A 23,344-nucleotide genomic window follows, 5' to 3' on the forward strand; every position below is an offset into this window, starting at 1 on the left:
TAGTCGCCACCCCCCTCGATGGATTAAAGTAACGCCCCCAGCCCCGGCGTTATCCGAACGCCTGCGGCCACCCTTTCCAGGAACAGTCACCGATGGAACATCGTGAAGCGCTGCTGGCGCTGCGAACCTTTCTTTCAACGCAGATTCTCGGCCAGGAAAAACTCATCGAGCGTTTGCTCATCGCCCTGCTCGCCGACGGCCACATGCTGGTCGAGGGCGCTCCGGGTCTGGCCAAGACCAAAGCGATCAAAGAACTCGCCGAGGGCATCGAAGCCCAGTTCCATCGCATCCAGTTCACTCCCGATCTGCTGCCGGCCGACATCACCGGCACCGAGATCTATCGCCCGGAAACCGGCAGTTTCGTGTTCCAGCAAGGGCCGATCTTCCACAACCTGGTATTGGCGGACGAAATCAACCGGGCCCCGGCCAAGGTGCAATCGGCGCTGCTCGAAGCCATGGCTGAACGGCAGGTCAGCGTCGGGCGCAGCACGTATGAACTGTCACCACTTTTTCTGGTGATGGCCACGCAGAACCCGATCGAGCAGGAAGGCACCTATCCGCTCCCGGAGGCTCAGCTCGACCGCTTCCTGATGCACGTCAAGATCGGTTTCCCGGACGCCGCCGTCGAACGCCGGATCCTTCAGCAGGCCCGTGGTGAAGCGCTCAACGGCGAAACCAAGCCTGAACGCCGGGTCAGCCAACAAGCAATCTTCGCCGCGCGCAAGGAAATCCTCGGTCTGTACATGGCGGACGCCGTAGAGGAATACCTGGTGCAACTGGTCATGGCCACGCGCACCCCGGCCAAGTTCGACCCGGAGATGGCCGAGTGGATCGCCTACGGCGCCAGCCCGCGTGGTTCTATTGCTCTCGACCGCTGCGCCCGGGCTCACGCCTGGCTGGCGGGTCGCGATTTCGTCAGCCCGGAAGACATTCAGGCGGTGCTGTTCGACGTGTTGCGTCACCGCATCATTCTGTCGTTTGAAGCCGAAGCCGCCGGCATCGATCAGGATCGGGTGGTGCAGCGGATTCTCGACGTCGTAGCCGTCGCTTGACCCCCATGAACGCCCCCCTGCCGTCCGAACCGGGCATCCGCATCAGCCTCACCGACCTGATCGAGATGCGTCACCGTGTGCGCGAAGTGCAGCTGTTTTCCACGCCAAGTCAGCGCAGCCCGCTGATCGGCCTGCACCACTCGAAATTTCGCGGACGCGGGGTCGACTTCGATCAGGTGCGGGTCTATCAGGCCGGCGACGACGTGCGCACCATCGACTGGCGCGTGACCGCGCGCACCCAAGAGCCGCACACCAAGCTGTTCCACGAGGAGCGCGAACGACCGATTTTTATCATGGTCGAGCAAAGCACGCGGCTGTTTTTCGGCTCCGGGCTGATGTTCAAGTCAGTGCTGGCGGCGCAAGCGGCGGCGCTGATCGGCTGGGCCGCGCTGGGGCACAATGATCGGGTTGGCGGGCTGGTGTTCGGCGACAACGAGCACTACGAAATCAAACCGCGCCGCAGCAAGCAGAGCCTGCTGCAATTGCTCAACCGCCTGGTCAAGGTCAATCAGTCGCTGCACAGCGAACGCGAGCCGGACCGCGACGCCCTCGGCGTGGCGTTGCGCCGGGCGCGTGAAGTGTTGCGCCCAGGTAGTCTGGTGATCGTCATCTGTGACGAGCGCGCGCTGACCGACAGCGCCGAGCAGCAACTGAGCCTGCTGGCGCGCCATTGCGACCTGCTGATGCTGCCGCTGTCCGATCCGCTGGACCACGCCCTGCCCGCCGCCGGGCTGCTCAGATTCGCGGAAAGGGGCGCGCAACTGGAAATCGATACCCTCAATTTCGAGCTGCGTCAAACCTATCGCGCCCAGGCCGAGGCCCGTATCGCCCGCTGGGAATTGCTCGCGCAAAAACTGCGGGTGCTGCTGATGCCGTTGAGCACGCAAAGCGAAATGGTCGAGCAGATGCGCGAGTTCCTCAATCCGCAGCGCCCGGGGAGCAGTCGATGAACGGCCTCGAGCAACTGCAACCGCTGATTTCCCCGCCACCGATCGACTTTTGGCCGCCAGCACCGGGCTGGTGGCTGCTGCTGTTATTGCTGCCGCTGCTGGGCTTCGCCGTGTGGCGTTTGCGCCGGTTCATTCCGCTCAAGAAACGCCCTATCGTGCGCGCCGAACAGCCGCTCGATCCGGTACGCATCGCCGCGCTGGCCGAACTGGCACAGATGCCCAAACCCTACGACGGCGCACCCGCCGGGGCCTGGCTGCAGCAGCTCAACGGCCTGCTCAAACGCCTTTGCCGCAACCACTACCCTTACAGCCAGAGCCACACGCTCAATGGCCGCAAATGGCTGGCATTTCTCGACAACCGTTGCCCGGCGGCCGGTCTGACGCGCTGGATGGTGCTGGTCGAAGGCGCCTACAAACCGGAATGCAAACTCGACGACAAAGCCATCGCCGGCCTGACCCAAGCCGTCGAAACCTGGATTCGCAAGCATGTTTGAATTCGCCTGGCCGTGGATCTTCGTGCTGCTGCCGCTGCCGTGGCTGATGCGTCTGGTGCTGCCGGTGGCCGACAGCGGCGAGCCGGCGTTGCGCGTCAGTTTTCTCTCCGACCTCGAAGGCCTGGCACGGCGCCGGGCCCGCGCCAACCTGCCGGCGTGGCGCCAGCAAGCACCGTTCCTGCTGCTGTGGCTGTTGCTGCTGAGCGCCGCGGCGCGCCCGCAATGGCTCGGCGAACCGTTGCCGATTGCCGCCAGCGGTCGCGATCTGCTGGTGGCGGTGGACGTGTCCGGTTCGATGGATTTTCCCGACATGCAGTGGCAGGACGAAGACGTCAGCCGCTTGTCGCTGGTCCAGCATCTGCTCGGTGATTTCCTCGAAAGCCGTGATGGCGACCGCGTCGGTCTGATCCTGTTTGGCAGTCAGGCGTACCTGCAGGCACCGCTGACGTTTGACCGGCACACCGTGCGCGTCTGGCTTGATGAAGCGCGCATCGGCATTGCCGGCAAGAACACCGCCATCGGCGATGCGATCGGTCTGGCGCTGAAGCGCCTGCGCCTGCGTCCGGCGCAAAGCCGAGTGTTGATTCTGGTCACCGACGGTGCCAACAACGGTGGCGAAATCGATCCACTGACCGCAGCAAAACTGGCCGCCAGCGAAGGGGTGAAAATCTACCCGATCGGCATTGGTGCGGACCCGGAAGACAGTGGCAGCACCGGCCTGCTCGGGGTCAATCCGAGCCTGGATCTTGACGAACCGGCGCTCAAGGCGATTGCCGCAGTCACCGGCGGTCAGTACTTCCGCGCCCGCGACGGCAAAGAGCTGCAAGCGATCAGGGACACCCTCGATCAACTCGAACCGGTCACCCAGCAACCGACCCAGGCGCGCCCGGCGCAAGCCTTGTATCACTGGCCGCTGGCGTTGGCCCTGCTGCTGAGCCTGTTGCTGGTCGTCCGCGAATTGTGGCCGGACAACCCGCTGCAACGCCTGTTTACCAAGGAGCTGTATCTGCAAAGTCCGTTGCCTGACTGGCGTGAGCGTCTCAAGCGCCTGCGTTTGCGGAGGCGCCGATGATCGCGCTCTGGCCGCACTGGTTCCGCCCCTGGTGGCTGCTGCTTCTGCCGCTGCTCGGCTGGCTGATCTGGCAACTCTGGCACCGACAGAAACGCGCCGGACGCTGGCAGATGATTCTGCCGCCGGCGTTCCACGCGACGTTGCTAAGCGGTGGCGGTGGACGCGACAGCAAGCTGCCGTGGGTTGCCCTCGGCGTCGCGTGGTTGCTGACCCTCGTCGCGCTGCTCGGGCCGAGCTGGGAGCGCGTCGAACAGACCAGCCAGAAACCCGCCGATCCGTTGGTGGTGGTGCTGGAGCTGACCCCGGAAATGCTCGCCACCGACTCGCCGCCAACGCGACTGGAACAGGCCCGGCGCAAGCTGTTCGACCTGTTGCAGGCACGCAGCGATGCGCAGACCGCGATCGTCGTCTACGCTGGCAGCGCGCACACGCTGGTGCCGCTGTCGGATGACCTGGCGACCAGCCGCAACCTGCTCGACGCCCTCAAGCCGTCGCTGATGCCGGAAAGCGGCCACCGCGCCGACCTCGGCGTGGGCAAAGCATTGGCGTTGCTCAAGCAAGGCGCTCTGGGCCAGGGACGCATCCTGCTGATCGGCTCCTCGCTGACCGAGGAGGAACGCCAAGGCATCCGCCGTGCCCTCGGCGAGCAATCGGCGCAACTATTGATGCTCGGCATCGGCACCGCTGAAGGCGCGCCCATCGCTCAGGAGGACGGCAGTTTCCTCAAGGATGAACAAGGCGCGATTCGCGTACCGCAACTCGACAGCCCGGGCCTCGGCGCGTTCCTCGCCAGCGTCGGCGGTGAATACCACAGCGCGCGTCTGGACGAGTCCGACTTGCGCGCCCTCGGCCTGCTCGATGGCCCGCGCAGCCTGCGCGACGATGGTCAGACTGTGCGCCTCGACACCTGGGCCGATCAGGGTTACTGGCTGTTGTTGCCGCTGTTGCTGCTCGCCGCGTGTGCCGGACGGCGTGGCTGGTTGTTCTGCCTGCCGTTGCTGCTGAGCCTGCCGCAGCCGAGCTACGCTTTCGACTTCGAAGACCTGTGGCTGCGTCCTGACCAGCAGGGCTTGCACTTGCTCAAGCAGAAGCGCCCGGCCGAGGCTGCCGAACACTTTGAAGATCACCAGTGGCAAGGGCTGGCGTTGTATGAGGCCGGCGATTACAGTGGCGCCGCTCAGCGTTTCGCCGAAGGCAGCGACGCCCGCGCCCACTACAATCGAGGCAACGCGCTGGCGAAAAGTGGTGAGCTGGAAGCGGCGATTGATGCCTACGAGCAAGCGCTGGAACTGCAACCGGATTTGCGCCCGGCGCTGACCAACAAGGCCCTGGTGGAAAACCTGCTCAAGCAGAAGAACACCCCGCCACCGGCCGAACCACAGCCGCAAACGGCCCAGCCGAACGTGCCCGGCGATGAACCACCGCCAGCGACCGCGCCGCCACCGACGGTCAAAAACGAGACCCCGAGCGAGGCTCAGCCCGGCGAGTCGGCCACCGAGCCGCCGACCACGCCCCCGCAGCCGGGCCCTGACGAAGTGCCGGGCAATCCGCCGGAAGAAGCACCGAATACGGCACCGACGCTGCAACCGGCCGAGGACAACCTCGAAGGCGAACAGCGTCAGGCACTGGAACAATGGCTGGGCAAAATTCCGGACAACCCGGGCGAATTGCTGCGACGCAAATTCTGGTACGAACAGCAACAACATCAGGATCAGGAAAAAACTCGATGACCCGCTTCAGCGCCCTCTTGCTACCCCTGCTGCTCTGCACGGCCACCGCTCAGGCGGCCGAGTTGACGGCCAGCGTGGATCGCAGTCGCCTGAACTCCGGCGAGACGGTCGAGCTCACCCTCGAAACCAGCGATGTCACCCAGTTCGGCAAACCCGACCTGACCCCGCTGGAACCGTTGTTCGAGGTGCGCGGCACGCGTCAGGTCAACCAGTTGAACACGCTTAATGGCGACAACCGCGCCACCACGCGCTGGATCATCACCCTGCTGCCGAAAGAGAACGGCAGCGTGGTCATTCCACCGCTGCAACTGGGTGACGTGCAGAGCCAGCCGATCACCGTGCAAGTAATCGAGAGCGACAGCCGCGAAGAGAAAAACAACCTGGACCCGGTGTTCATCGAGGCCAGCCTCGATCAGTCCAGCGTTTACGTGCAAGCCCAGGCGATCCTGACCCTGCGCATCTACCATTCAGTGTCGCTGTACGACGACAGCAGCCTGACCCCGTTGCAAATCGCCGATGCGCGGATCGAACAGCTGGGCGACATGCGTACCTATGAGAAAGACATCAACGGCGTGCGCCATGGCGTGATCGAGATGCGCTATGCGATCTACCCGCAGCACAGTGGTTTGTTGCTCATCGCCCCGCAAACGTTCAGCGCCACGCTGGTCGACACCCAGCCCAGCCAGGACGCCACCGCGCAAGGCCCGAAACCGGGCAAATTGCTGCGGGTCAATTCCGCCGAGATCGCCCTGACGGTCAAACCGAAACCGCTGACCTATCCGGCCGATGCGCCGTGGCTGCCCGCTCGCAGCCTGAGCCTGAGCGAAAGCTGGAACCCGGAGCCGGAGCACATTCAAGTCGGTGACTCGCTGACCCGCAGCCTGACCCTGAAAGTCGAAGGCCTGGCCAGCTCGCAGCTGCCGGCCCTGCCCGGCACCGAAGCCAACGGCCTGCGCCGTTACCCGGATCAACCGGTGCTGAGCAACCAGAGCGGCGAGCGCGGCCTGATCGGCAGCCGTGAAGAACGCGAAGCACTGGTGCCCAGCCGCAGCGGCAGCATCGAGCTGCCCACCGTCGATGTGGTCTGGTGGAACACCTTCGAAGATCATCTGGAACACACCAGCCTGCCGGCGCGCACCCTGCAGGTGGCGAACAACCCGAGCCTGCAAGTCGACACCGCGGCGGGCACCCTGCAATCGGCCATTGTCGACAGCGACACCCTGTGGTGGTGGAAACTCAGCACGCTGATCCTCACCTGCACCACCCTGCTTGGCTTCGGCCTGTGGTGGCGTGCGCGCTGGCAACCGGCGGTGCATCGCGCCGCCCAGACCGGCCCAAGCCCGCGTACGTTGCTGGATGACATCAAACGGGCGTGCCAGGCGAATGATCCGCAAGCGACGCGGCAGGCACTCGATGCCTGGGCGCGGCAGCAGCCGGAGACACTGGCGGATATGGCGGCGCGGTTTGTGCCGTTGTCCGACGCGCTGGACGGGCTCAATGGCGCGCTGTACAGCGAGACCGGGCAGCATTGGCAGGGCGAGGATCTGTGGCGGGCGATTCGTACCATTCCGGCGGCGGAGCGGGTGCAGGATCCGGTGGGTGACAGTGGGTTGCCGCCGCTTTATCCGAAGTAAAAAGCAAAAGATCGCAGCCTGCGACAGCTCCTACATTTAGTCCGTGTAGGGGCTGCCGCAGGCTGCGATCGTTCAGGCGTTGGCGGTGTTAAGACGTTTGTTCACTTTCTGCCGCTTCAAGCAATCGCGTCTCACGCATTCCCAAACCACGGGACAGCGCTGTAGCTTCGTAGAAGATTTTGCCATTGAGCTGATCGGCGACGGCATCGCTGTCCCCACCGGCCGGACCACTCCCCCAGGTCACGACCTCGCCGCTGGAAGTCAGTGCAGCAAAGGCATGGGTGTTGCCATAAATGGCCCGGACGTTGATCAATCTGGCCGCAGTGGCAGCCGGGATTTCACCGCCTCGATCAGCAGCCCCCCAAGCTACAACGGTGCCATTGGCCCGCAGCGCGGCAAAAGCAACGTGCCCGCATACAACCTGTACGATATCTGTCAGAGCTGCAACCGGCGCCGGAATAGCCTGGGCTCCCCACCCCACTACACGCCCGCTGCTCAACAGTGCGACGAAAGATCCAAAGTTACCCGTCACGGTCCGGATATCCGTCAGGGCTGCGATCGGCGCAGGAACGTTGGCGCCATGTGCCCCATCCCCCCAGGCAACCACGCTGCCATTGCTTCGTCGGGCGGTAAAGGCCCTTTGAGTGGCGCTCAGCTCGATTATGTCTGTCATCTCTCCAATCGTGGCAGGCACGTTTCCGCCGATAGTGCCGGCTCCCCATGCCACTACCGAACCATTGGCACGCAGAGCTGCAAAGGCGTATGCGGTAGCGACTAGATCGACGATGTCAGTCAGTGCCGCGATGGCCGCAGGCACATTACCACCGTAGCTTTGGTGCCCCCACGCCACGACCGAACCATTGGCCCGTAACGCAGCAAAGGCGTAGAGGTTGCCAATCACTCTGACGACATCTCTCAATGCAGGGATTGGCTGTGGAAGTGTTGCCCCATTACCCAGGCTTCCCCACGCCACCAGACTCCCGTCGCGACGTAACGCAACAAACACATAACCGTTGCCGCTTACCGCTACGATGTCCCGCAAAAGACTGATGGGTTCCGACACGTCTCCCCCGTATTCCCTAAGCCCCCAAGCTACTACCGCACCATTTGCCTGCCGCGCCGCAAACGCATAACCGCAAGCACTCAGCGATAAGGCATCAGAAATGGCCGGTAACGAATCCCCCAAATCCCCACCACAGCGAGGACTACCCCAAACCACCAGAGCACCACGTTCAGTCCGTGCCGCAAAGGCTGCGTTGTTTGCTTCGGGGCCGGAATTAAAATTCCCGTTCCCACACAAATTCAGCGGATTGATCGTCACTTGATCATCACTGATCCGCACATGCAGCAGTCGGTCCGGGCGGGTGTCACGAAACGTCATACCACTGACCTCGCCCTCCTCGCCGTTATAACGCCACCAGGCCTTGACCGGCTGCCGGTCGGTTGCATCCAGCGCGGTCAGCCACGCAGTCCCGCCGCCATAAATCTGATAATTGCCCCGCGAGCGCGCGCCCATTACCAGCAAGCGGCCTGTCCCCAGCGAAGCACGCACGTCATAAACCGCCACGCGCGAGTACTGTTGACCACCGGCCTGACGCAGCACGGTGCAATCCAGCGAGATCTCCTGCCCGACGTTGGCCAACACCACCGACTGCGGCACGCTGATCAGTTTGTCGCGTCCCGCTTCTCCGCTTTCCACGCGAAATGGCACCATCGCCGTGCCCTCTCCGGCAACGCCGATCCAGCGGATCTCGCCGCGGTCGCCAACCTTCAGGCCATACGTCGCGGCAAGGCGCACGGTGGCACCCACCGCAGGTACCGCGCTCGCATCGATCTGGTCGCCGCGTGCGCCATCGATTGAGGGCGGATCGAAATCCAGCAGGGCATTGCCGACCCGCAAGGTCAGCGGAAAGGAGTAACCCAGGGTCTTGCCGTTACGCACGATAAAGTAGTCAATGACGATCCGCCGATTGAGGTTGTTGGTCACAAACTGTTTAGGCACGGTGAACGGCACCTCCTTGCCGGCGGTTTGCGATGTCAGTTGCAGCGAGCCGCTGGTACTGCCGCTGGTGGCCGAGCCGCGCCAGCGATAATTCACCACGTCTTCGGGCAGCGTCTCCAGATACGGCACAATCAATTTACAGCCCAGCGGCGGTACGGCTTCCGGATCGATCAACGACGTGCCAGGCACTGCCTCTTCCACACGCGGCGTCACGAAAAGCGGTTGCACCTCGCCCACCTGCATCTCGAACGGCAACGACTCGCGCACGTTGAGTGTCGCCTCGTCATCATTGGCGACGGAATAGAACACCGAAACCTTCAACCCGTCGAAACGCTGGATCACCACATTCGAGACGTTGCGCAAAACCGGCTCGTCATCCGGCACATCACCAACCGGACGCGGATCTTCGTAATAGACGATGCCGCCGCCGGGGCGCGTGGCCTGCCAGATCAGCGTCAACAGGTCACTGGCGGCACGCCCCGCAAACCATGGAATGCGCACGGTGGCCCAGCGTTCGTCCGGGTTCAGCGTACCGGCAGGGGCTTCGTCCACCGTAGGAGAAGGCAGTCGGAAGGCCTCCCCTATCACCGAGATACCGACGGTCTTGGACGGCCGATCGGCCTCGCCCGCTCGCTTGAGGATGTAGGAGACACTGGCCCGGCCTTTGGCAATGGCCCGTACCTTGTCGTTCGGGATGGTGAACGGCAGCGCAAGACCGACTCGCGTCACCGTCAGCTCTACCGGGCCATGGTTGATCGGTGCGCCCTGGGCGTTGGTTCCCAGCCAAGTCAATGCGACGACATCCTGTACCTGGAAGGAGCCGGCGGGGGTGTTGACCAGAACGTTCACATCGTCATCGTTCAATTCGTCGAGGTCGATTTCGTCAGTCTGCGGATCGGCCTCCAGCACGATAGGCGCATCGAGGCGATTTTCTTTCAGATCCACCACGAGTCGGATTTCCGCTGACCACGGTGAACGCAGATCGGGATAATTGCCGCACTCATCGATCACCTGGTACGTCACGATCACCCCGGCGCTGTCGCCCGCCTGCTCGATCAGTAACTTATCGATGGTCACGACCAGCGGGTTATCGTCAGGGTCATCAATATGTCTTTGCTCGACAAGGACGGTTTTCTCTACGCTGCCCCATGCCACTTTGACAAGGTCGTTGATGCGCATGAAGAGGTACGGCAGGATCGTGATTGGCACACCCGCTGCGGCCTCTTCGGGGCCAACACCGCCGTCAATGATGCTCTGCGGAATATGGTAACGCAGGTTCTGGTTACCGGGCGTCGACTGGTCGTCATCGAAGCCGCCGGGGCGATCCAGTTTGACGAAGAACCTCTCCGGCGGAGTTGACTCAGGCTCCTGAAACGGTCGGGTCACGCGATAAAAAACCGGATAGGCCTCCCCTCTGCGGATATGCCCCTCATCGATAACCCCTTTGATGAGTTCGTTTTCATCTTCTGGCTCGATGTCTTTGCTCCAGACCGGCATCTGCAGGTCGCCCCAGAACACCTCAAGCAGATCACCCGCCTTCATGACCAGCCAGGGAGGCACCAGAAACTCGACGCCTCCCTCCACAGCGGCCACCGGCAACCCACCGTCATAGCCCTGCACGGGAGTCCTGAGCTTGATGATTTTTAAGGGCTTGAGTGCGCTCACGCCTGGATCAGAAGACGTAGAGGTCGACGATGATTGCGTTTTCATACAGGCAATTCCTCAGGTGACAGAAAGCCCTGGCTTGACGCCTTGGCGACTGCGGTATCCCATCACCCGACGCCGTCTGTCGCTACTGTCAGATCTGACAGTAGCGACAGACGGCAGCGGCTACGGCCTCTTGATCTTGCAAGCCTTTGGGCAAGCCCGCCCGTTTGCCAGTAAACTCCCCCCTCTTTCGCCGCCCATCATTTCCCCCGCGGCCATCACCTTTTTCTGTAGCGGAGTCCACCTTGCGTCTGTTCCACACCTCCGACTGGCACCTTGGGCAAAACCTGCATGGCCAGGAGCGCGATTTCGAGCATGCGTGCTTTCTCGATTGGCTGCTGCGCCAACTGCAACTGGCGCAGCCGGATGTGCTGCTGATTGCCGGGGACATCTTTGATACGGTCAACCCGCCGGTCAAAGCCCAGGAACGCCTCTACGACTTCATCGTCAGCGCTCACGAGCAGCAACCATTGCTGACCATCGTGATGATCGCCGGCAACCACGATTCCGGCTCACGCATCGAGCTGCCAGCGCCGTTGATGCGCCGTTTGCGCACCCATGCGCTGGGGCGGGTGTTGTGGCTGGATGACGGCCAGCTCGACGCCGAACGTCTGCTGCTGCCACTGCCCAATGCCCAAGGCGAGATCGCTGCGTGGTGTCTGGCGCTGCCGTTCCTGCGTCCGGCGGAAGTGACCGGTGCGCATCTGGGCGACGACTATCTGCGCGGTATCGGACAGGTGCATGAGTGGCTGATCGAAGCGGCGAATGCCAAGCGCCAGCCGGGCCAGGCGCTGGTCGCCATCAGCCACGCGCATATGGCCGGCGGCTCGGTCTCGGAAGACTCCGAGCGCAGCCTGATCATCGGTAATGCCGAGGCGCTGCCCGCCAGTCTGTTCGGGCCGAGCATCAGTTACGTCGCCCTCGGCCATTTGCACAAGCCGCAGAAGGTCAACGGTGAAGAACGCATTCGCTACAGCGGCTCGCCGATTCCGTTGTCGTTCTCGGAGATCGGTTATCAACACCAGATTCTCGACATCACCCTCGACGGCGAAACCCTGGTCAGCGTCGAGCCGAAACTGATCCCGCGCTCGGTCAACCTGCAACGCATCGGCCCGGCGCCGCTGGCGGAGATTCTGCTGCAACTGGCTGACCTGCCGAACATCGATCTGCTCGCCGAAACCCAGCGTCAGCCATGGCTGGAAGTGCGCGTCACCCTCGACGAGCCGCAGCCGGACCTGCGCCATCAGGTGGAAAACGCCTTGCAAGGCAAAGCCGTGCGCCTGGTGCGGATCGCCGCCGAGTACGCCGGCAACCGTGGCGCTGAGGGCAGCGATGACGGCAGCGCACTGGTCGAACTGGATCAACTCACTCCGCAGGAGCTGTTCAGCCGCGCCTGGCTCGACAACTACGGTAACGAGGTCGATGAACAGACGCTGAAGGACTTCGCCGAGCTGCTGCAGGACGTGCAACTGGAGGGCGAGCAGCCATGAAGATTCTCGCCATTCGCTTGAAGAACCTCGCCTCGCTGGCCGGGCCGTTCGAGATTGATTTCACCGCCGAACCGCTGGCCAGTGCCGGCCTGTTCGCGATCACCGGGCCGACCGGCGCCGGTAAAAGTACCTTGCTCGACGCCTTGTGCCTGGCGCTGTTTGGCGCCGTGCCACGGCTGAACAACACCGGTCGTGACGCCAAGGTGCCGGATGCCGACGGCGAAATCGCCACCGGCGACCCGCGTACCTTGCTGCGCCGTGGTACCGGTGAAGGTTACGCGGAAGTGGATTTTGTCGGCGTCGATGGCCGGCGTTACCGCGCGCGTTGGGAAGCCAACCGCGCCCGGGAAAAGGCCGGCGGCAAGTTGCAGGCCAGTCGCCAGAGCCTGCGCGACATCGATCAGGATCAACTGCTCGCCAGCCAGAAAGGCGAATACAAGACCCAACTCGAAGCTGCGCTAGGCCTGAACTTCGAACAATTCACCCGTGCCGTGCTGCTGGCCCAGAGCGAGTTCAGCGCGTTTCTCAAGGCCGACGACAACGACCGCAGCGAACTGCTGGAAAAACTCACCGACACCGCGCTCTACACTCGCCTCGGCCGCCGCGCGTTCGACAAGACCAAAGAGGCCCGCGAAGCGCACAAGCTGTTGCAGGATCAGGCCACTGGCGTGACTCCGCTGACGCCCGAAGCGCGGGCCGATCTGGACGAACGCTTCAACGCCGCCCAGCAACAGTTGAAGTTGCAGCAGGCGCAGCTCAAGCAACTGGAACAACAGCACAGCTGGCTCAAGGATTTGCGCCAATTGCAGGACGCGCAACAAGCGGCCGCCGAACAACTGCAGAGTGCACAGCAGCAGTGGGAAGGTCTGGCTGGCGAGCGCCTGAAGCTCACGCGCCTGGAGCAACTCGCGCCGCAACGCCACCAGTTCGCGCGCAAGACTGAACTCGATGCGCAACTGACGCCGCTGGCGGCACAGATTGCCGCGCATACCCGGCAACACGGCGAGCTCAACGAGCGCCAGACGCAACTGGAACAGGCGCTCAATGCGGCAAACATCGCCCTGAGCGAAGCGCAGCAGCGGCACAGCGAAAGTGGCCCGCTGCTGCGTCAGGCCTTCGACGAGCAAAGCACCCTCGCCCGCCTCGCCAAGGAAACAGCCCTTAGCGCCGAAACCCGGCAAGCCGCCGAGCTGGCCTGCAGCGAAGGCCAGAGCGCAATTCAGGCCTTGCAGACGAAACAGGTAGAAGTCGCTGAACGCCTGCAGAAAATCGCCGCCGGGCTGGAGCAGAGTGCGGGTCTGGCGCCGCTCAGCGATGCATGGAATGCCTACCGCGATCGCCTGCAACAGCTGATGCTGATCGGCAATCGCCTGAACAAGGGCCAGGCCGAACTGGCGTCCCTCGAACAGAACGCGGCGCTCAGCGCCGAGACGCTGGCCGCGCAAAAACAACAACTGGAAGTGCTGTTCAAGGAGGCCGGCGCCGAGCCGGATGCCGTCGCCGAACAGATCGGCATCCTTGGCAATCTGCTGCAGGACAATCGCAAACAACTGCGCGCTATCGAAGACCTGACGCGGCTCTGGGCCAGTCAGCAGGAGCTGGAAAAACGCAGCGCCGAGGTGCAACAGCGCCTGCTCGTTGCACAGCAGGAACGCGAGCGCCTGACCCAGGACGGGGTGAAAACCAAGGCCGAACTGACTGTCGCTGAACAAACTTTCAACGTCACCCGTGAACTGCTCGAACGCCAGCGTCTGGCCCGCAGCGCCAGTGTCGAAGAGCTGCGCGCGCAGTTGCAGGCCGACCAGCCCTGCCCGGTCTGTGGCAGCAACGAGCATCCGTATCATCAGCCGGAAGCGCTGCTGCAAAGCCTCGGCCGTCATGATGAAAGCGAACAGTCCAACGCCCAGCAAGTGGTCGATCAGCTCAAGGAAAAGCTCATCGAACTGCGCGCCGAAGTCGGTGGCGTGATCGCTCAACAAAAGGAGCTGCTGCAACAACAGGAACAACTGGTCGCGCAGCAACAGGCACTAGCGCCGAGTCTGGAGGCGCATCCGCTGGCGCCTCAGTTGCTCAATCAGGACGCCGACAAGCGCGATGCCTGGCTGGCCCGGCAGAACGAGCAACTGAACCAGAGCATCACTCAGGACGAACAACGCCAGAGCGCCCTGCTCACCCTGCAACAGGATGCGGCGCGCCTGACCCAGCAACTGCGCAATGCCGAAACCGCACATCAGCAAGCGGCGCAGCACCTGAGCAATCAACAACGCGAACTGAGCAGCGACCGTCAGCGTCTCGACGAAGAGCTCAGCGCGTTCGCCAGCCTGTTGCCAGCCGACACCCTCGAAGCCCTGCGCGTTGAACCGGCGGCAACCTTCATGCAACTGGATCGGCAGATTGCCGAGCGTCTGGCGCAGGTCGAGCAGCAGAAGGAAGAGTTGGCCGAACAGCAACAACGCCAGCAAACGCTGGAGAAAGAACAGGATCGCCAGCTCAGCCGCGTCCAGCAGCTGCAAAGCGCCGAGCAGCAGTTCAGCGCCCTGGCCGAGCAGCAACAGGCCAGTCATGCGAAACTCGCGCAACTGCTGGGCGAACACAGCAGCGCCGAGCACTGGCAGCAGCAGCTGGAACAGGCCGTGGAACAGGCGCGCAACGCCGAAACCAGCACCGCTGCGCAACTGCAGAACGTGCGCACGCAACAAGTGCAGATCAGTACCGAACTCAAGGCGCAGCAGGAACGCTTGCAGGTACTGCAAAGCGAAGACGACGAACTGACGCAGAAGATTGCCGACTGGCGCGCACGCCATCCTGAACTGGATGACGGCGGTCTGGAAGATCTGCTGCGCGTCGATGACACGCAACTCAGTGAACTGCGCCAGCGCTTGCAGCACAACGAAAAATCCATCGAACAGGCCAAGGTGCTGCTGCAGGAGCGCGATCAGCGCCTGGCCGATCATCAGGCGCAGCACAACGGCAATCTCGATGCCGAGCAACTCGCCAGCGCTCTCGCCGAGCTGCAGAACCAGTTCAACCTCAGCGAGCAACAGTGCGCCGAATTGCGCGCCGAGCAGGCTGAAGATCAGCGCCGGCAAAACGCCAATCAGGCATTGGCGCAGCAGATCGCCGAGGCTTACGCCGAGTACCAGCGCTGGGCGCGCGTGAATGCGTTGATCGGTTCGGCCACCGGCGACACCTTCCGCAAGATCGCCCAGGCCTACAACCTCGACCTGCTGGTGCATCACGCCAACGTGCAGTTGCGCCAACTGGTCAAACGCTATCGCCTCAAACGCGGCGGCAGCATGCTCGGCCTGCTGGTGCTGGATACCGAGATGGGCGACGAATTGCGCTCGGTGCATTCGCTGTCCGGCGGCGAGACCTTCCTGGTGTCACTGGCCCTCGCACTGGGCCTGGCCTCGATGGCGTCGAGCACGCTGAAAATCGAATCGCTGTTCATCGACGAAGGCTTTGGCAGCCTCGATCCGGAATCGCTGCAACTGGCCATGGATGCCCTCGACGGCCTGCAGGCGCAGGGGCGCAAGGTCGCGGTGATTTCCCACGTGCAGGAAATGCACGAGCGGATTCCGGTGCAGATTCAGGTGCAGCGCCAAGGCAACGGCTTGAGCACCCTGGAGGTGAAATGAACACGCTGTATTCTTTCCGCCGCTGCCCCTACGCGATGCGCGCGCGAATGGCCCTGCGCTATTCGGGGGTAGCGGTGGAGATCGTCGAAGTCAGCCTCAAGGCCAAACCGGCCGCGATGCTCGCGATCTCCCCCAAAGGCACGGTGCCGGTGCTGGAGGCCGATGGCCGGGTGATCGACGAGAGCCTGGAGATCATGCGCTGGGCGTTGGCGCAGCATGATCCGGACGATTGGCTGCTCGATGGCGATTCACGGATTGCCGAGTTGATCGAGGCCAATGATCAGGGGTTCAAGGTGCATTTGAACCGCTATAAATACGCCGAACGCTATCCGGAGCAGCCGATGGAGGTTTATCGGGCCGAGGGGGCGGTATTTTTGCAGAGGCTGGATGGGTTGCTTGAAGGTCGGGATTATTTGCTGAGTGATCACTTGAGTCTGGCAGATGTGGCGTTGCTGCCGTTCGTTCGACAGTTTGCGCATGTGGATCGCGAGTGGTTCGCGCAGACGCCCTATGTTCGCTTGCAGGCGTGGCTACAGCGCTTCCTCGAATCCAACCTCTTCACCTCCATCATGAAGAAATAACCCCCCTCTTCCTGCTTGCCGAACACCTTGTGGCGAGGGGATTCATCCCCGATGGGCGGCGAAGCTGCCCTGAAATCAGACACCTCGGTGTATGAGAATAATCCGGTTTGCCGGGTCTGGGGCCGCTTCGCGACCCATCGGGGATAAATCCCCTCACCACAATGATCGGGTTGTCTAAGCCAGTGCGTTGCACATGCCCAGTGCCAAGCAATCCACTTCAAACGGCCCAAGAAAATCGACCTCAGCCTTGATCGGCGGATTACCGGCCAGCAACCCCTGCGAGTTGGCCCGTTCGATATTGTGCGCAATGCTGTGATTGACCTCTATGGCCCGGGCCAGCGCACCGACCGAGCCTTGACCAAAACCGAGTAACGCCGCGCCATTGGTCATCAATGCCAGACCGGCGATGACCCAGAGTCTGTAGCCTTTCATGCGCCGCTCACTCCTGCGAGTTCAGCACGATCAACCAGCACGTCTGCGCGGTGTTCGAGCTGGATGCCGGGGTGTGCGACTTCGATCGGTGCGTCGAAGCTGTGTTGGGTTTGCGCGGCGATGCTGACAAACAGCACCAGAGCCAGGTAAAGACCGATGGCCAGGTAGGCGCCGCGCTTGGCTGAGGTGATGATTGAACTGGCCATGATGTGCTCCGTGGGCATGTTTCAGTGCCGTCAGGATCAATCAAAAAAGCCGTGGTAAACACTCAGGGTTTGCCATAGTAAACATCAGCTTCATTGATTATTTAGGCCGTCTATCTCAGCGTTGGCGAAAACCTATCGAGCGGAAATTTTTGATCACGCATACGTGTAGGAGCTGCCGAAGGCTGCGATCTTTTGACGTTGAAGATCAAGAGATCGCAGCCTTCGGCAGCTCCTACAGGGAGTTGTTCGAAGCGGGCATTTCAGTGTTGGGCTTTGTGATCCAGCGCGGCGTAGAAGTTGGCACTCTGTTGCAGGTATTTCTGGGTGTAGCTCTGGGTGTGGGATTTTTTGCTGGCGATTTCAACGTTGGCACTGGCTGGCAATGCAACGGTGGCGGAGATGGCGGAAGCGGCGATGACGGAGAAGAGATTGAAGTTCATGGCGGTAACCCTCGTGTTCGGTTGGCTTGCTTTGCCCGGTTGGGCCGTGAAGCAAACTTAACGCTCGAGGGTTGATCGCTTGAAATGCTTTGTAGCATTACCGGATATCAGCGCGATTAATACAAAGAGACAGGCCCCGTAAACCGGGGCCTGTGGCTTATTGTCGCACTAGAAACTTCAGGTCGCTCGGGGCGTCCATCGGCAGTTTTTGCACGGTTTTGCCAAGCAGACCGGTCTTGGCATCGCGCTCGACGACGACAATTTCGTTGCTCTTCTGGTTGGCGATCAGCAGGAACTTGCCACTCGGATCAAGGCTGAACTCACGCGGGTGATCGCCTTCCACTGAACGTTTTTGCAGTTCCTTGAGCTGGCCGGTTGCCGGATCGATACTGAAAACCAGTAGCTGATTGGCGGTACCACGGTTGCTGACGTAGAGGAACTTGCCATCGGCCGAGGCATGCAGCGCGGCGGCGGCTTTGTCCGAAGTCGGCTGACCGGCGGCCAGATCGACCAGTTGCGTCTGGGTCAACACGCCATCGTGGTAGTCGAACACCGCGACCTGCGCGCTCATTTCCATGGTCAGCCAGGCATGTTTACCGTCCGCGCTGAACAGCAAGTGACGCGGGCCGCTGCCGGCCGGCAGGCTCACCGAAGCAGTTTTCGCCGGGGTCAACGGCAGCTCCGGGTTGGCTTTCGGGTCGAACTGGTAAATGAAGACTTTGTCCGCCCCCAGGTCGTTGGAGAACACGTAGCGGCCATCCGGCGAGGACACCGTCGAGTGCACGTGGTTCGAGGCCTGACGCTCGGGGTTGACCCGGCTCGCCGGGTGCGCGCTCATCTGCACCACCGGTTTGAGTTTGCCATCGGCACCGACCGGCAACACCGCGAGGGTGCCGCCCGGATCTTCGACCACCGAATAGTTGCTGACGAACAGATGGCTGGCATCGCCGCTGAGGCTCGAATGGGTCGGCTCGTTGCCCAGGCTCTGCACTTGATTGATCAGCGTCAGGGCGTGGGTCTTGGGATCGATCGAGTAGCTGCTGACGCGGCCGACCGGGTCTTTCTGGCCGGGACCGTTTTCATTGACCACGAACAACTGCTTCTGGTCTTTGGACAAGGTCAGCCATGACGGGTTTTCGCTCTTCACCACTTGCAGTGGCTTGGCGGCGATCTGGCCGGTGGCGCTGTCGAAATTCATTCGATAGATGCCCTGGCTGGTGCCGGCGGTGTAGGAGCCGACCAGCAATTGATAGCTCTCGGCGCTGGCATTGGACAGGCCCATCGCACCGACGCTGCCGGCCATCAGCAATGGCCAGAATTTACGCATGTTCATTAATTGTCATCCTCGTCGTCGCTGCTGCTGACCACATCACCGAGGCACACCAGACGGTGTTCGCCGGTGGTCTTGGTGTCGCCGGCGTAGCCAATGATCAGCCAGCTCTGCAGGTCTTCGTCAAACGTTGCTGCTTCAACCTGAGCCGGCGTGAATTCCCAATGCTTGGCCTCTCGGCCGTCGATGCATTCGATGTGCAGGTTGTCGTCTTCGTCGAGGGCGAATTCGAAGGCGTGCAAGCCATCGATTTCGACCATGCCGCAGTGTTCGAGGGCGTTGAGAAGGGTTTGGGCAGTCATGGCAAACAGTCTTTCTAGGGGGGAAAGGGCCAATGATAGCTTATAGCGCCTCGATCCCTCTGTAGGAGCTGCCGAAGGCTGCGATCTTTTGATCTTGTTTTTTTAAATCAAAGTCAAAAGATCGCAGCCTTCGGCAGCTCCTACAGAGTGATGGGTCAGAGGGCGTCGCGCGAGGGCTTGCCGTCTACCAGCCGCTGAATGCGCAATGGGTTGGCGTTTTTCAGTGGTTCCGGCAGCAAGCTATCGGGGTAGTTCTGGAAGCATACCGGGCGCAGGAACCGATCGATCGCCAGCGTCCCCACCGAGGTACCGCGCGCATCGGAAGTCGCCGGATACGGCCCGCCGTGCACCATCGAATCACACACCTCCACACCCGTTGGATAACCATTGAGCAGGATCCGTCCAACTTTCTGTTCGAGCAGCGGCGTCAGTTCCGGGAAGCGTTCGAAGTCGGCCTGCTCGCCGATAATGGTCGCCGTCAGTTGCCCGTGCAGGCCGTGTAATGCCGCGCTCAGTTGCGCCTTGTCCGCCACTTCGACGATCACCGTGGTCGGGCCGAACACTTCTTCCTGCAGCACTTCATCGCCATTGATCAACAGGCTGACATCGGCCTTGAACAGTTGTGGCTGCGCCTGATTGCCCTGTTGCGGATTACCCGCCAGATGCTCGATGCCGGAATGTGCCAGTAACTTTTGCAGACCTTTGCCGTAACTGCCAAGGGTGCCGGCGTTGAGCATGGTTTGCGCCGGTTGGTCGCCAATCAGCCCGGCGACTTGCTGGACGAAGGCGCTGAACTGCGGCGAGCGAATCCCAATGACCAAACCCGGGTTGGTACAGAACTGACCGCAGCCCTGCACCACCGAAGCGGTCAAGTCGCGGGCGATGGTTTCCGAGCGCTCAGCCAAGGCTTGAGGCAGAACGATCACCGGGTTGATGCTCGACATTTCGGCGAACACCGGGATCGGTTGCGGCCGCGCCGCTGCCATGTCGCAGAGTGCCCGACCGCCCTTGAGCGAACCGGTAAAACCCACTGCCTGGATCGCCGGATGCTTGACCAGCCATTCGCCAACGCCACCGCCGTAGATCATGTTGAAAACGCCTGCCGGCATCGCGGTTTTTTCGGCGGCACGAATCAGTGCATCAGCAACAAGTTCAGCGGTTGCCATGTGGCCGCTGTGGGCCTTGAACACCACCGGGCAGCCGGCGGCCAGCGCCGCTGCGGTATCGCCACCGGCCGTGGAGAACGCCAACGGAAAGTTGCTCGCACCGAACACGGCCACCGGGCCGAGACCGATGCGGTATTGGCGCAGATCCGGGCGCGGCAACGGCTGGCGATCCGGCAATGGCAAATCGATTCGCGCGCCGTAGAAATCTCCGCGCCGCAGGACTTTGGCGAACAGGCGCATCTGGCCGCTGGTGCGCCCGCGCTCGCCCTGAATCCGCCCCGCAGGCAGCGCGGTTTCGCGGCAGACCAGCGCGACGAACTCATCACCCAAGGCATCCAGTTCATCGGCAATCGCGTCGAGAAATTGCGCGCGGCGTTCGGCGCTGAGGCTGCGATAAGCGGGGTACGCTGCGGCGGCGGCTTTGGCGGCAGCATCGACTTCGGCTTCAGTCGCTTGAATGAAATCGTACGGCAGCTGTTCGCCAGTAGTCGCGTCGACGCTTTGCAGTTTCACATTGCCCGCTGCGCTGCGCTGTCCGCCAATGTAGTTGTGACCGAGAATCTGAGTCATGGGAGCTCCTTAAAGGGTGCCGATGCTGTCCGGTTGAAAAGCCGCTGCTGCCGGGGCTATGCCGTTGACCAGCGGTGCGCCGAATTCGGCCTGGCTGATTTCAAACTGGTCGCCCGGTTGGGTGCGGATGCCATCGGCGAACGACAGGGTCGCGGTGCCGAAAAAGTGGATGTGCACGTCGCCAGGACGCAGGAACTGGCGGTATTTGAAGTGGTGGTATTCGAGGTTGGCGAGGCTGTGGCACATGTTTGCCTCGCCGCTGAGAAATTCGTTTTGCCACAGCACTTCGCCGTCACGCAGGATGCGGCTGCTGCCGGCCAGATGCTGCGGCAATTCACCGGTGCGCAGTTCCGGGCCGTAGCTGCAACTGCGCAGTTTCGAGTGGGCCAGGTACAGGTAGTTCTTGCGCTCCATGACGTGATCGGAGAACTCGTTGCCCACCGCGAAACCGAGGCGATACGGTTTGCCGTCGTGGCCAATGACGTAGAGCCCGGCCATTTCCGGTTCCTCGCCGGCATCCTCGGCAAACGGTGGCAACGGGAACGCTTCGCCCGGTCGCACGACGATGCTGCCGTCGCCCTTGTAGAACCATTCCGGCTGCACGCCCGCCTGCCCCGCCGCCGGTTTGCCGCCCTCCACGCCCCACTTGAAGATGCGCATGGTGTCGGTCATTTGCGCTTCGTCACCGGCCTGCTGGTGCATCTTGTCCCGCGCCGAGGCGCTGCCCAGATGCGTCAGGCCGGTACCGCTGACCAGCAGGTGCGCCGGGTCCGGGTGATCCAGCGGTGGCAGAATTCGCCGCGTGCTCAGCAGCTCGGCATAGTCATGACTGATGCCCAGGCCGTGGGTTTTTACTTGCTGCTCCAGAGTGCCGCCGGCTTCGATGGCGGCCAGCGCGAGATCGCGTACGCTACGGGCGTCCTGCACTTCGCGGATCAGACCGTTGTCGACCACACCGACGCGGCGCTCGCCGTTGATCAATTCGAATTGAACCAGATGCATAAATTTCTCCTGTAAACAAAACTTCGAAACACTGCAAAACCCTGTGGGAGCTGGCTTGCCAGCGATAGCAATCTGTCAGATACCGCTATGTTGGATGTGCCGCCGCCATCGCTGGCAAGCCAGCTCCCACAGGGTTTGCGGTGATGGTTCGTTTGATATCAGGTGCGGGTGGCACCGCGTGCGCTGGCGGCGAATTGCTCGGTTGGCAGGACGTGTTTGCGCTCAAGCACGCGGTAAACCACGCCGGTCAAAATCAAACCGAACACCATCACTGCGCTGAGGAAATACAACCCCGAACCCAGATTCCCGGTGTATTCCTTCAACGCCCCAATCACGAACGGCCCGATGTATCCGCCAAGGTTGCCCACCGAGTTGATCAAGGCGATCCCCGCCGCCGCACTCGCGCCGGCAAAGAACCGTCCGGGCAAGGTCCAGAACACCGCCGTGCAGGAAAACAGCGCGAACGCCACCAGACACAACGCCGCCAGTTGCGCCACCGGCAGGGTCAGCCAGGCGCTGAAAAACAGGCCCAGTGCACCCAGCACATAGAGCACCGCCAGGTGGCCGTAGCGATCGTTCATGCGGTCGGAGCTGCGTGGCACGATCAGCAGACCGACGATGCCGAAGATGTAGGGCACCGACGAGACGAAACCGGTCACCAGATCGCTGCCGCCAAACTGTTTGATCAGCGTCGGCAGCCACAGGCCAAGGCCATAAATGCTCAGGGTCACCGGCAGGTAAAACAGCGCCAGCAGCAACACGCGTTTGTCCTTGAGTGCATGCAGCGGGTTGCCGTGACGGGTCTGGCCGTATTCCTGCAAATCCTTTTTCAGCTCGCCGGTCAGCCAGTCTTTCTCGGCCTGATCCATCCACTTCACGTTTTGCGGGCCATCGGGCAGCCAGCGCAGTACCGGCCAGGTCAGCAGGATCGCCGGGGTGCCGATGACAATGAACAGCCACTGCCAGCCGTGCAGCCCGAGAATGCCGTCCATACCGAGCAAACCGCCGGACACCGGGCCGGTGATCATCATCGCAATCGGTTGGGAGAGGATGAACAGCCCGAGAATCTTGCCGCGATGGCGCACCGGGAACCATTGGGTGATGTAGTACAGAACACCGGGAAAGAACCCCGCCTCCGCCGCGCCAAGCAGAAAGCGCATCACGTAGAAACTGTGCGGGCCCTGGACGAACGCCATGCCGATGGTGATCGCGCCCCAAGTGATCATGATCCGCGCGAACCAGCGCCGCGCACCGAAGCGTTCGAGCATCAGGTTGCTGGGAATTTCCAGAAGAAAGTAGCCAATGAAAAACAGCCCGGCACCGAGACCGTAGGCCGCATCACCGATGCCGATGTCAGCGCCCATGTGCAGCTTGGCGAAGCCGACGGCGGAGCGATCCACATAGGCGATCAGGTACAGCAGGATCAGGAAGGGAATCAGTTTCAGCGTGATGCGGCGGATAAGCCGCAATTCCTGGCTCATGGGATCGGTCTCCGATTGTTGTTTTTATAGAACCTCGGGGGACGCCTCTCGCGAAAAATCGCCAG

Annotated in this window: 18 protein-coding genes; 9 read left to right on the forward strand and 9 right to left on the reverse strand. The window is 62.1% G+C overall.

The features are described 5' to 3' along the window. The first annotated feature begins 92 nt into the window (after window positions 1-92). The 6 genes from KVQ82_RS17650 to KVQ82_RS17675 are packed head-to-tail and all read left to right on the forward strand — an operon-like array spanning window position 93 to window position 6,932. The gene (locus tag KVQ82_RS17650) at window positions 93-1,052 is read left to right on the forward strand and encodes a MoxR family ATPase (RefSeq protein WP_003218556.1); all 960 of its coding nucleotides are present in this window, start codon (window positions 93-95) and stop codon (window positions 1,050-1,052) included. 5 nt (window positions 1,053-1,057) lie between these two features. After that, complete coding sequence (locus tag KVQ82_RS17655) at window positions 1,058-2,002, forward strand: DUF58 domain-containing protein (protein ID WP_198760045.1); 945 nt, start codon at window positions 1,058-1,060, stop codon at window positions 2,000-2,002. Next, the gene (locus KVQ82_RS17660; RefSeq protein ID WP_222014882.1) at window positions 1,999-2,496 is read left to right on the forward strand and encodes a DUF4381 domain-containing protein; all 498 of its coding nucleotides are present in this window, start codon (window positions 1,999-2,001) and stop codon (window positions 2,494-2,496) included. Before KVQ82_RS17655 ends, KVQ82_RS17660 begins: the two co-directional genes overlap by 4 nt. Beyond that, window positions 2,489-3,568: a VWA domain-containing protein gene (locus KVQ82_RS17665; protein ID WP_222014891.1), complete on the forward strand. Its 1,080-nt coding sequence runs from the start codon at window positions 2,489-2,491 to the stop codon at window positions 3,566-3,568. The genes KVQ82_RS17660 and KVQ82_RS17665 overlap by 8 nt, the downstream gene beginning before the upstream one ends. Further along, entirely contained in the window at window positions 3,565-5,298 is a 1,734-nt protein-coding gene (locus KVQ82_RS17670; RefSeq protein ID WP_222014894.1) for a tetratricopeptide repeat protein, read from the forward strand. Before KVQ82_RS17665 ends, KVQ82_RS17670 begins: the two co-directional genes overlap by 4 nt. Beyond that, on the forward strand, window positions 5,295-6,932 hold the full coding sequence (locus tag KVQ82_RS17675; RefSeq protein WP_222014896.1) for a BatD family protein: 1,638 nt from the start codon (window positions 5,295-5,297) through the stop codon (window positions 6,930-6,932). The genes KVQ82_RS17670 and KVQ82_RS17675 overlap by 4 nt, the downstream gene beginning before the upstream one ends. 88 nt (window positions 6,933-7,020) lie before the next feature. On the opposite strand, the gene KVQ82_RS17680 is transcribed toward KVQ82_RS17675, so the two are convergent. Continuing rightward, on the reverse strand, window positions 7,021-10,644 hold the full coding sequence (locus tag KVQ82_RS17680) for a hypothetical protein (protein ID WP_222014898.1): 3,624 nt from the start codon (window positions 10,642-10,644) through the stop codon (window positions 7,021-7,023). Between the two features lie 242 nt (window positions 10,645-10,886). Here KVQ82_RS17680 and KVQ82_RS17685 point away from each other — a divergent pair, with 242 nt between their 5' ends. The 3 genes from KVQ82_RS17685 to KVQ82_RS17695 are packed head-to-tail and all read left to right on the forward strand — an operon-like array spanning window position 10,887 to window position 16,350. Continuing rightward, complete coding sequence (locus KVQ82_RS17685; protein ID WP_086790942.1) at window positions 10,887-12,131, forward strand: exonuclease SbcCD subunit D C-terminal domain-containing protein; 1,245 nt, start codon at window positions 10,887-10,889, stop codon at window positions 12,129-12,131. After that, window positions 12,128-15,769 (forward strand): AAA family ATPase, encoded by a 3,642-nt coding sequence (locus KVQ82_RS17690; RefSeq protein ID WP_222014900.1) that lies wholly within the window; start codon window positions 12,128-12,130, stop codon window positions 15,767-15,769. The genes KVQ82_RS17685 and KVQ82_RS17690 overlap by 4 nt, the downstream gene beginning before the upstream one ends. Further along, window positions 15,766-16,350, forward strand: a complete 585-nt coding sequence (locus tag KVQ82_RS17695) for a glutathione S-transferase (RefSeq protein WP_222014902.1) — start codon at window positions 15,766-15,768, stop codon at window positions 16,348-16,350. The genes KVQ82_RS17690 and KVQ82_RS17695 overlap by 4 nt, the downstream gene beginning before the upstream one ends. A gap of 174 nt (window positions 16,351-16,524) precedes the next feature. On the opposite strand, the gene KVQ82_RS17700 is transcribed toward KVQ82_RS17695, so the two are convergent. From KVQ82_RS17700 to KVQ82_RS17735, 8 genes are all read right to left on the reverse strand, one after another. After that, on the reverse strand, window positions 16,525-16,782 hold the full coding sequence (locus KVQ82_RS17700; protein ID WP_222014903.1) for a hypothetical protein: 258 nt from the start codon (window positions 16,780-16,782) through the stop codon (window positions 16,525-16,527). After that, entirely contained in the window at window positions 16,779-16,988 is a 210-nt protein-coding gene (locus KVQ82_RS17705; RefSeq protein ID WP_222014910.1) for a hypothetical protein, read from the reverse strand. Before KVQ82_RS17705 ends, KVQ82_RS17700 begins: the two co-directional genes overlap by 4 nt. 260 nt (window positions 16,989-17,248) lie before the next feature. Further along, window positions 17,249-17,428, reverse strand: coding sequence for a hypothetical protein (locus KVQ82_RS17710; RefSeq protein WP_041062495.1), 180 nt, complete (start codon window positions 17,426-17,428; stop codon window positions 17,249-17,251). A gap of 157 nt (window positions 17,429-17,585) precedes the next feature. Further along, entirely contained in the window at window positions 17,586-18,761 is a 1,176-nt protein-coding gene (locus KVQ82_RS17715; protein ID WP_222014911.1) for a lactonase family protein, read from the reverse strand. Then, a complete protein-coding gene (locus KVQ82_RS17720; RefSeq protein WP_222014912.1) occupies window positions 18,761-19,060 on the reverse strand; it encodes a DUF5629 family protein in 300 nt (99 codons plus the stop codon). Before KVQ82_RS17720 ends, KVQ82_RS17715 begins: the two co-directional genes overlap by 1 nt. Window positions 19,061-19,215: 155 nt before the next feature. Further along, the gene (locus KVQ82_RS17725; protein WP_222014913.1) at window positions 19,216-20,796 is read right to left on the reverse strand and encodes an aldehyde dehydrogenase (NADP(+)); all 1,581 of its coding nucleotides are present in this window, start codon (window positions 20,794-20,796) and stop codon (window positions 19,216-19,218) included. A 9-nt stretch (window positions 20,797-20,805) separates the two neighbouring features. After that, complete coding sequence (gene araD1 / locus KVQ82_RS17730) at window positions 20,806-21,798, reverse strand: AraD1 family protein (protein ID WP_222014914.1); 993 nt, start codon at window positions 21,796-21,798, stop codon at window positions 20,806-20,808. A gap of 158 nt (window positions 21,799-21,956) precedes the next feature. Next, entirely contained in the window at window positions 21,957-23,279 is a 1,323-nt protein-coding gene (locus KVQ82_RS17735) for an MFS transporter (RefSeq protein WP_108182466.1), read from the reverse strand. Window positions 23,280-23,344: the final 65 nt, after the last annotated feature.

Origin of the sequence: Pseudomonas sp. AO-1 (assembly GCF_019775695.1) — a bacterium.
Classification (GTDB): Bacteria; Pseudomonadota; Gammaproteobacteria; order Pseudomonadales; family Pseudomonadaceae; genus Aquipseudomonas; species Aquipseudomonas parakoreensis.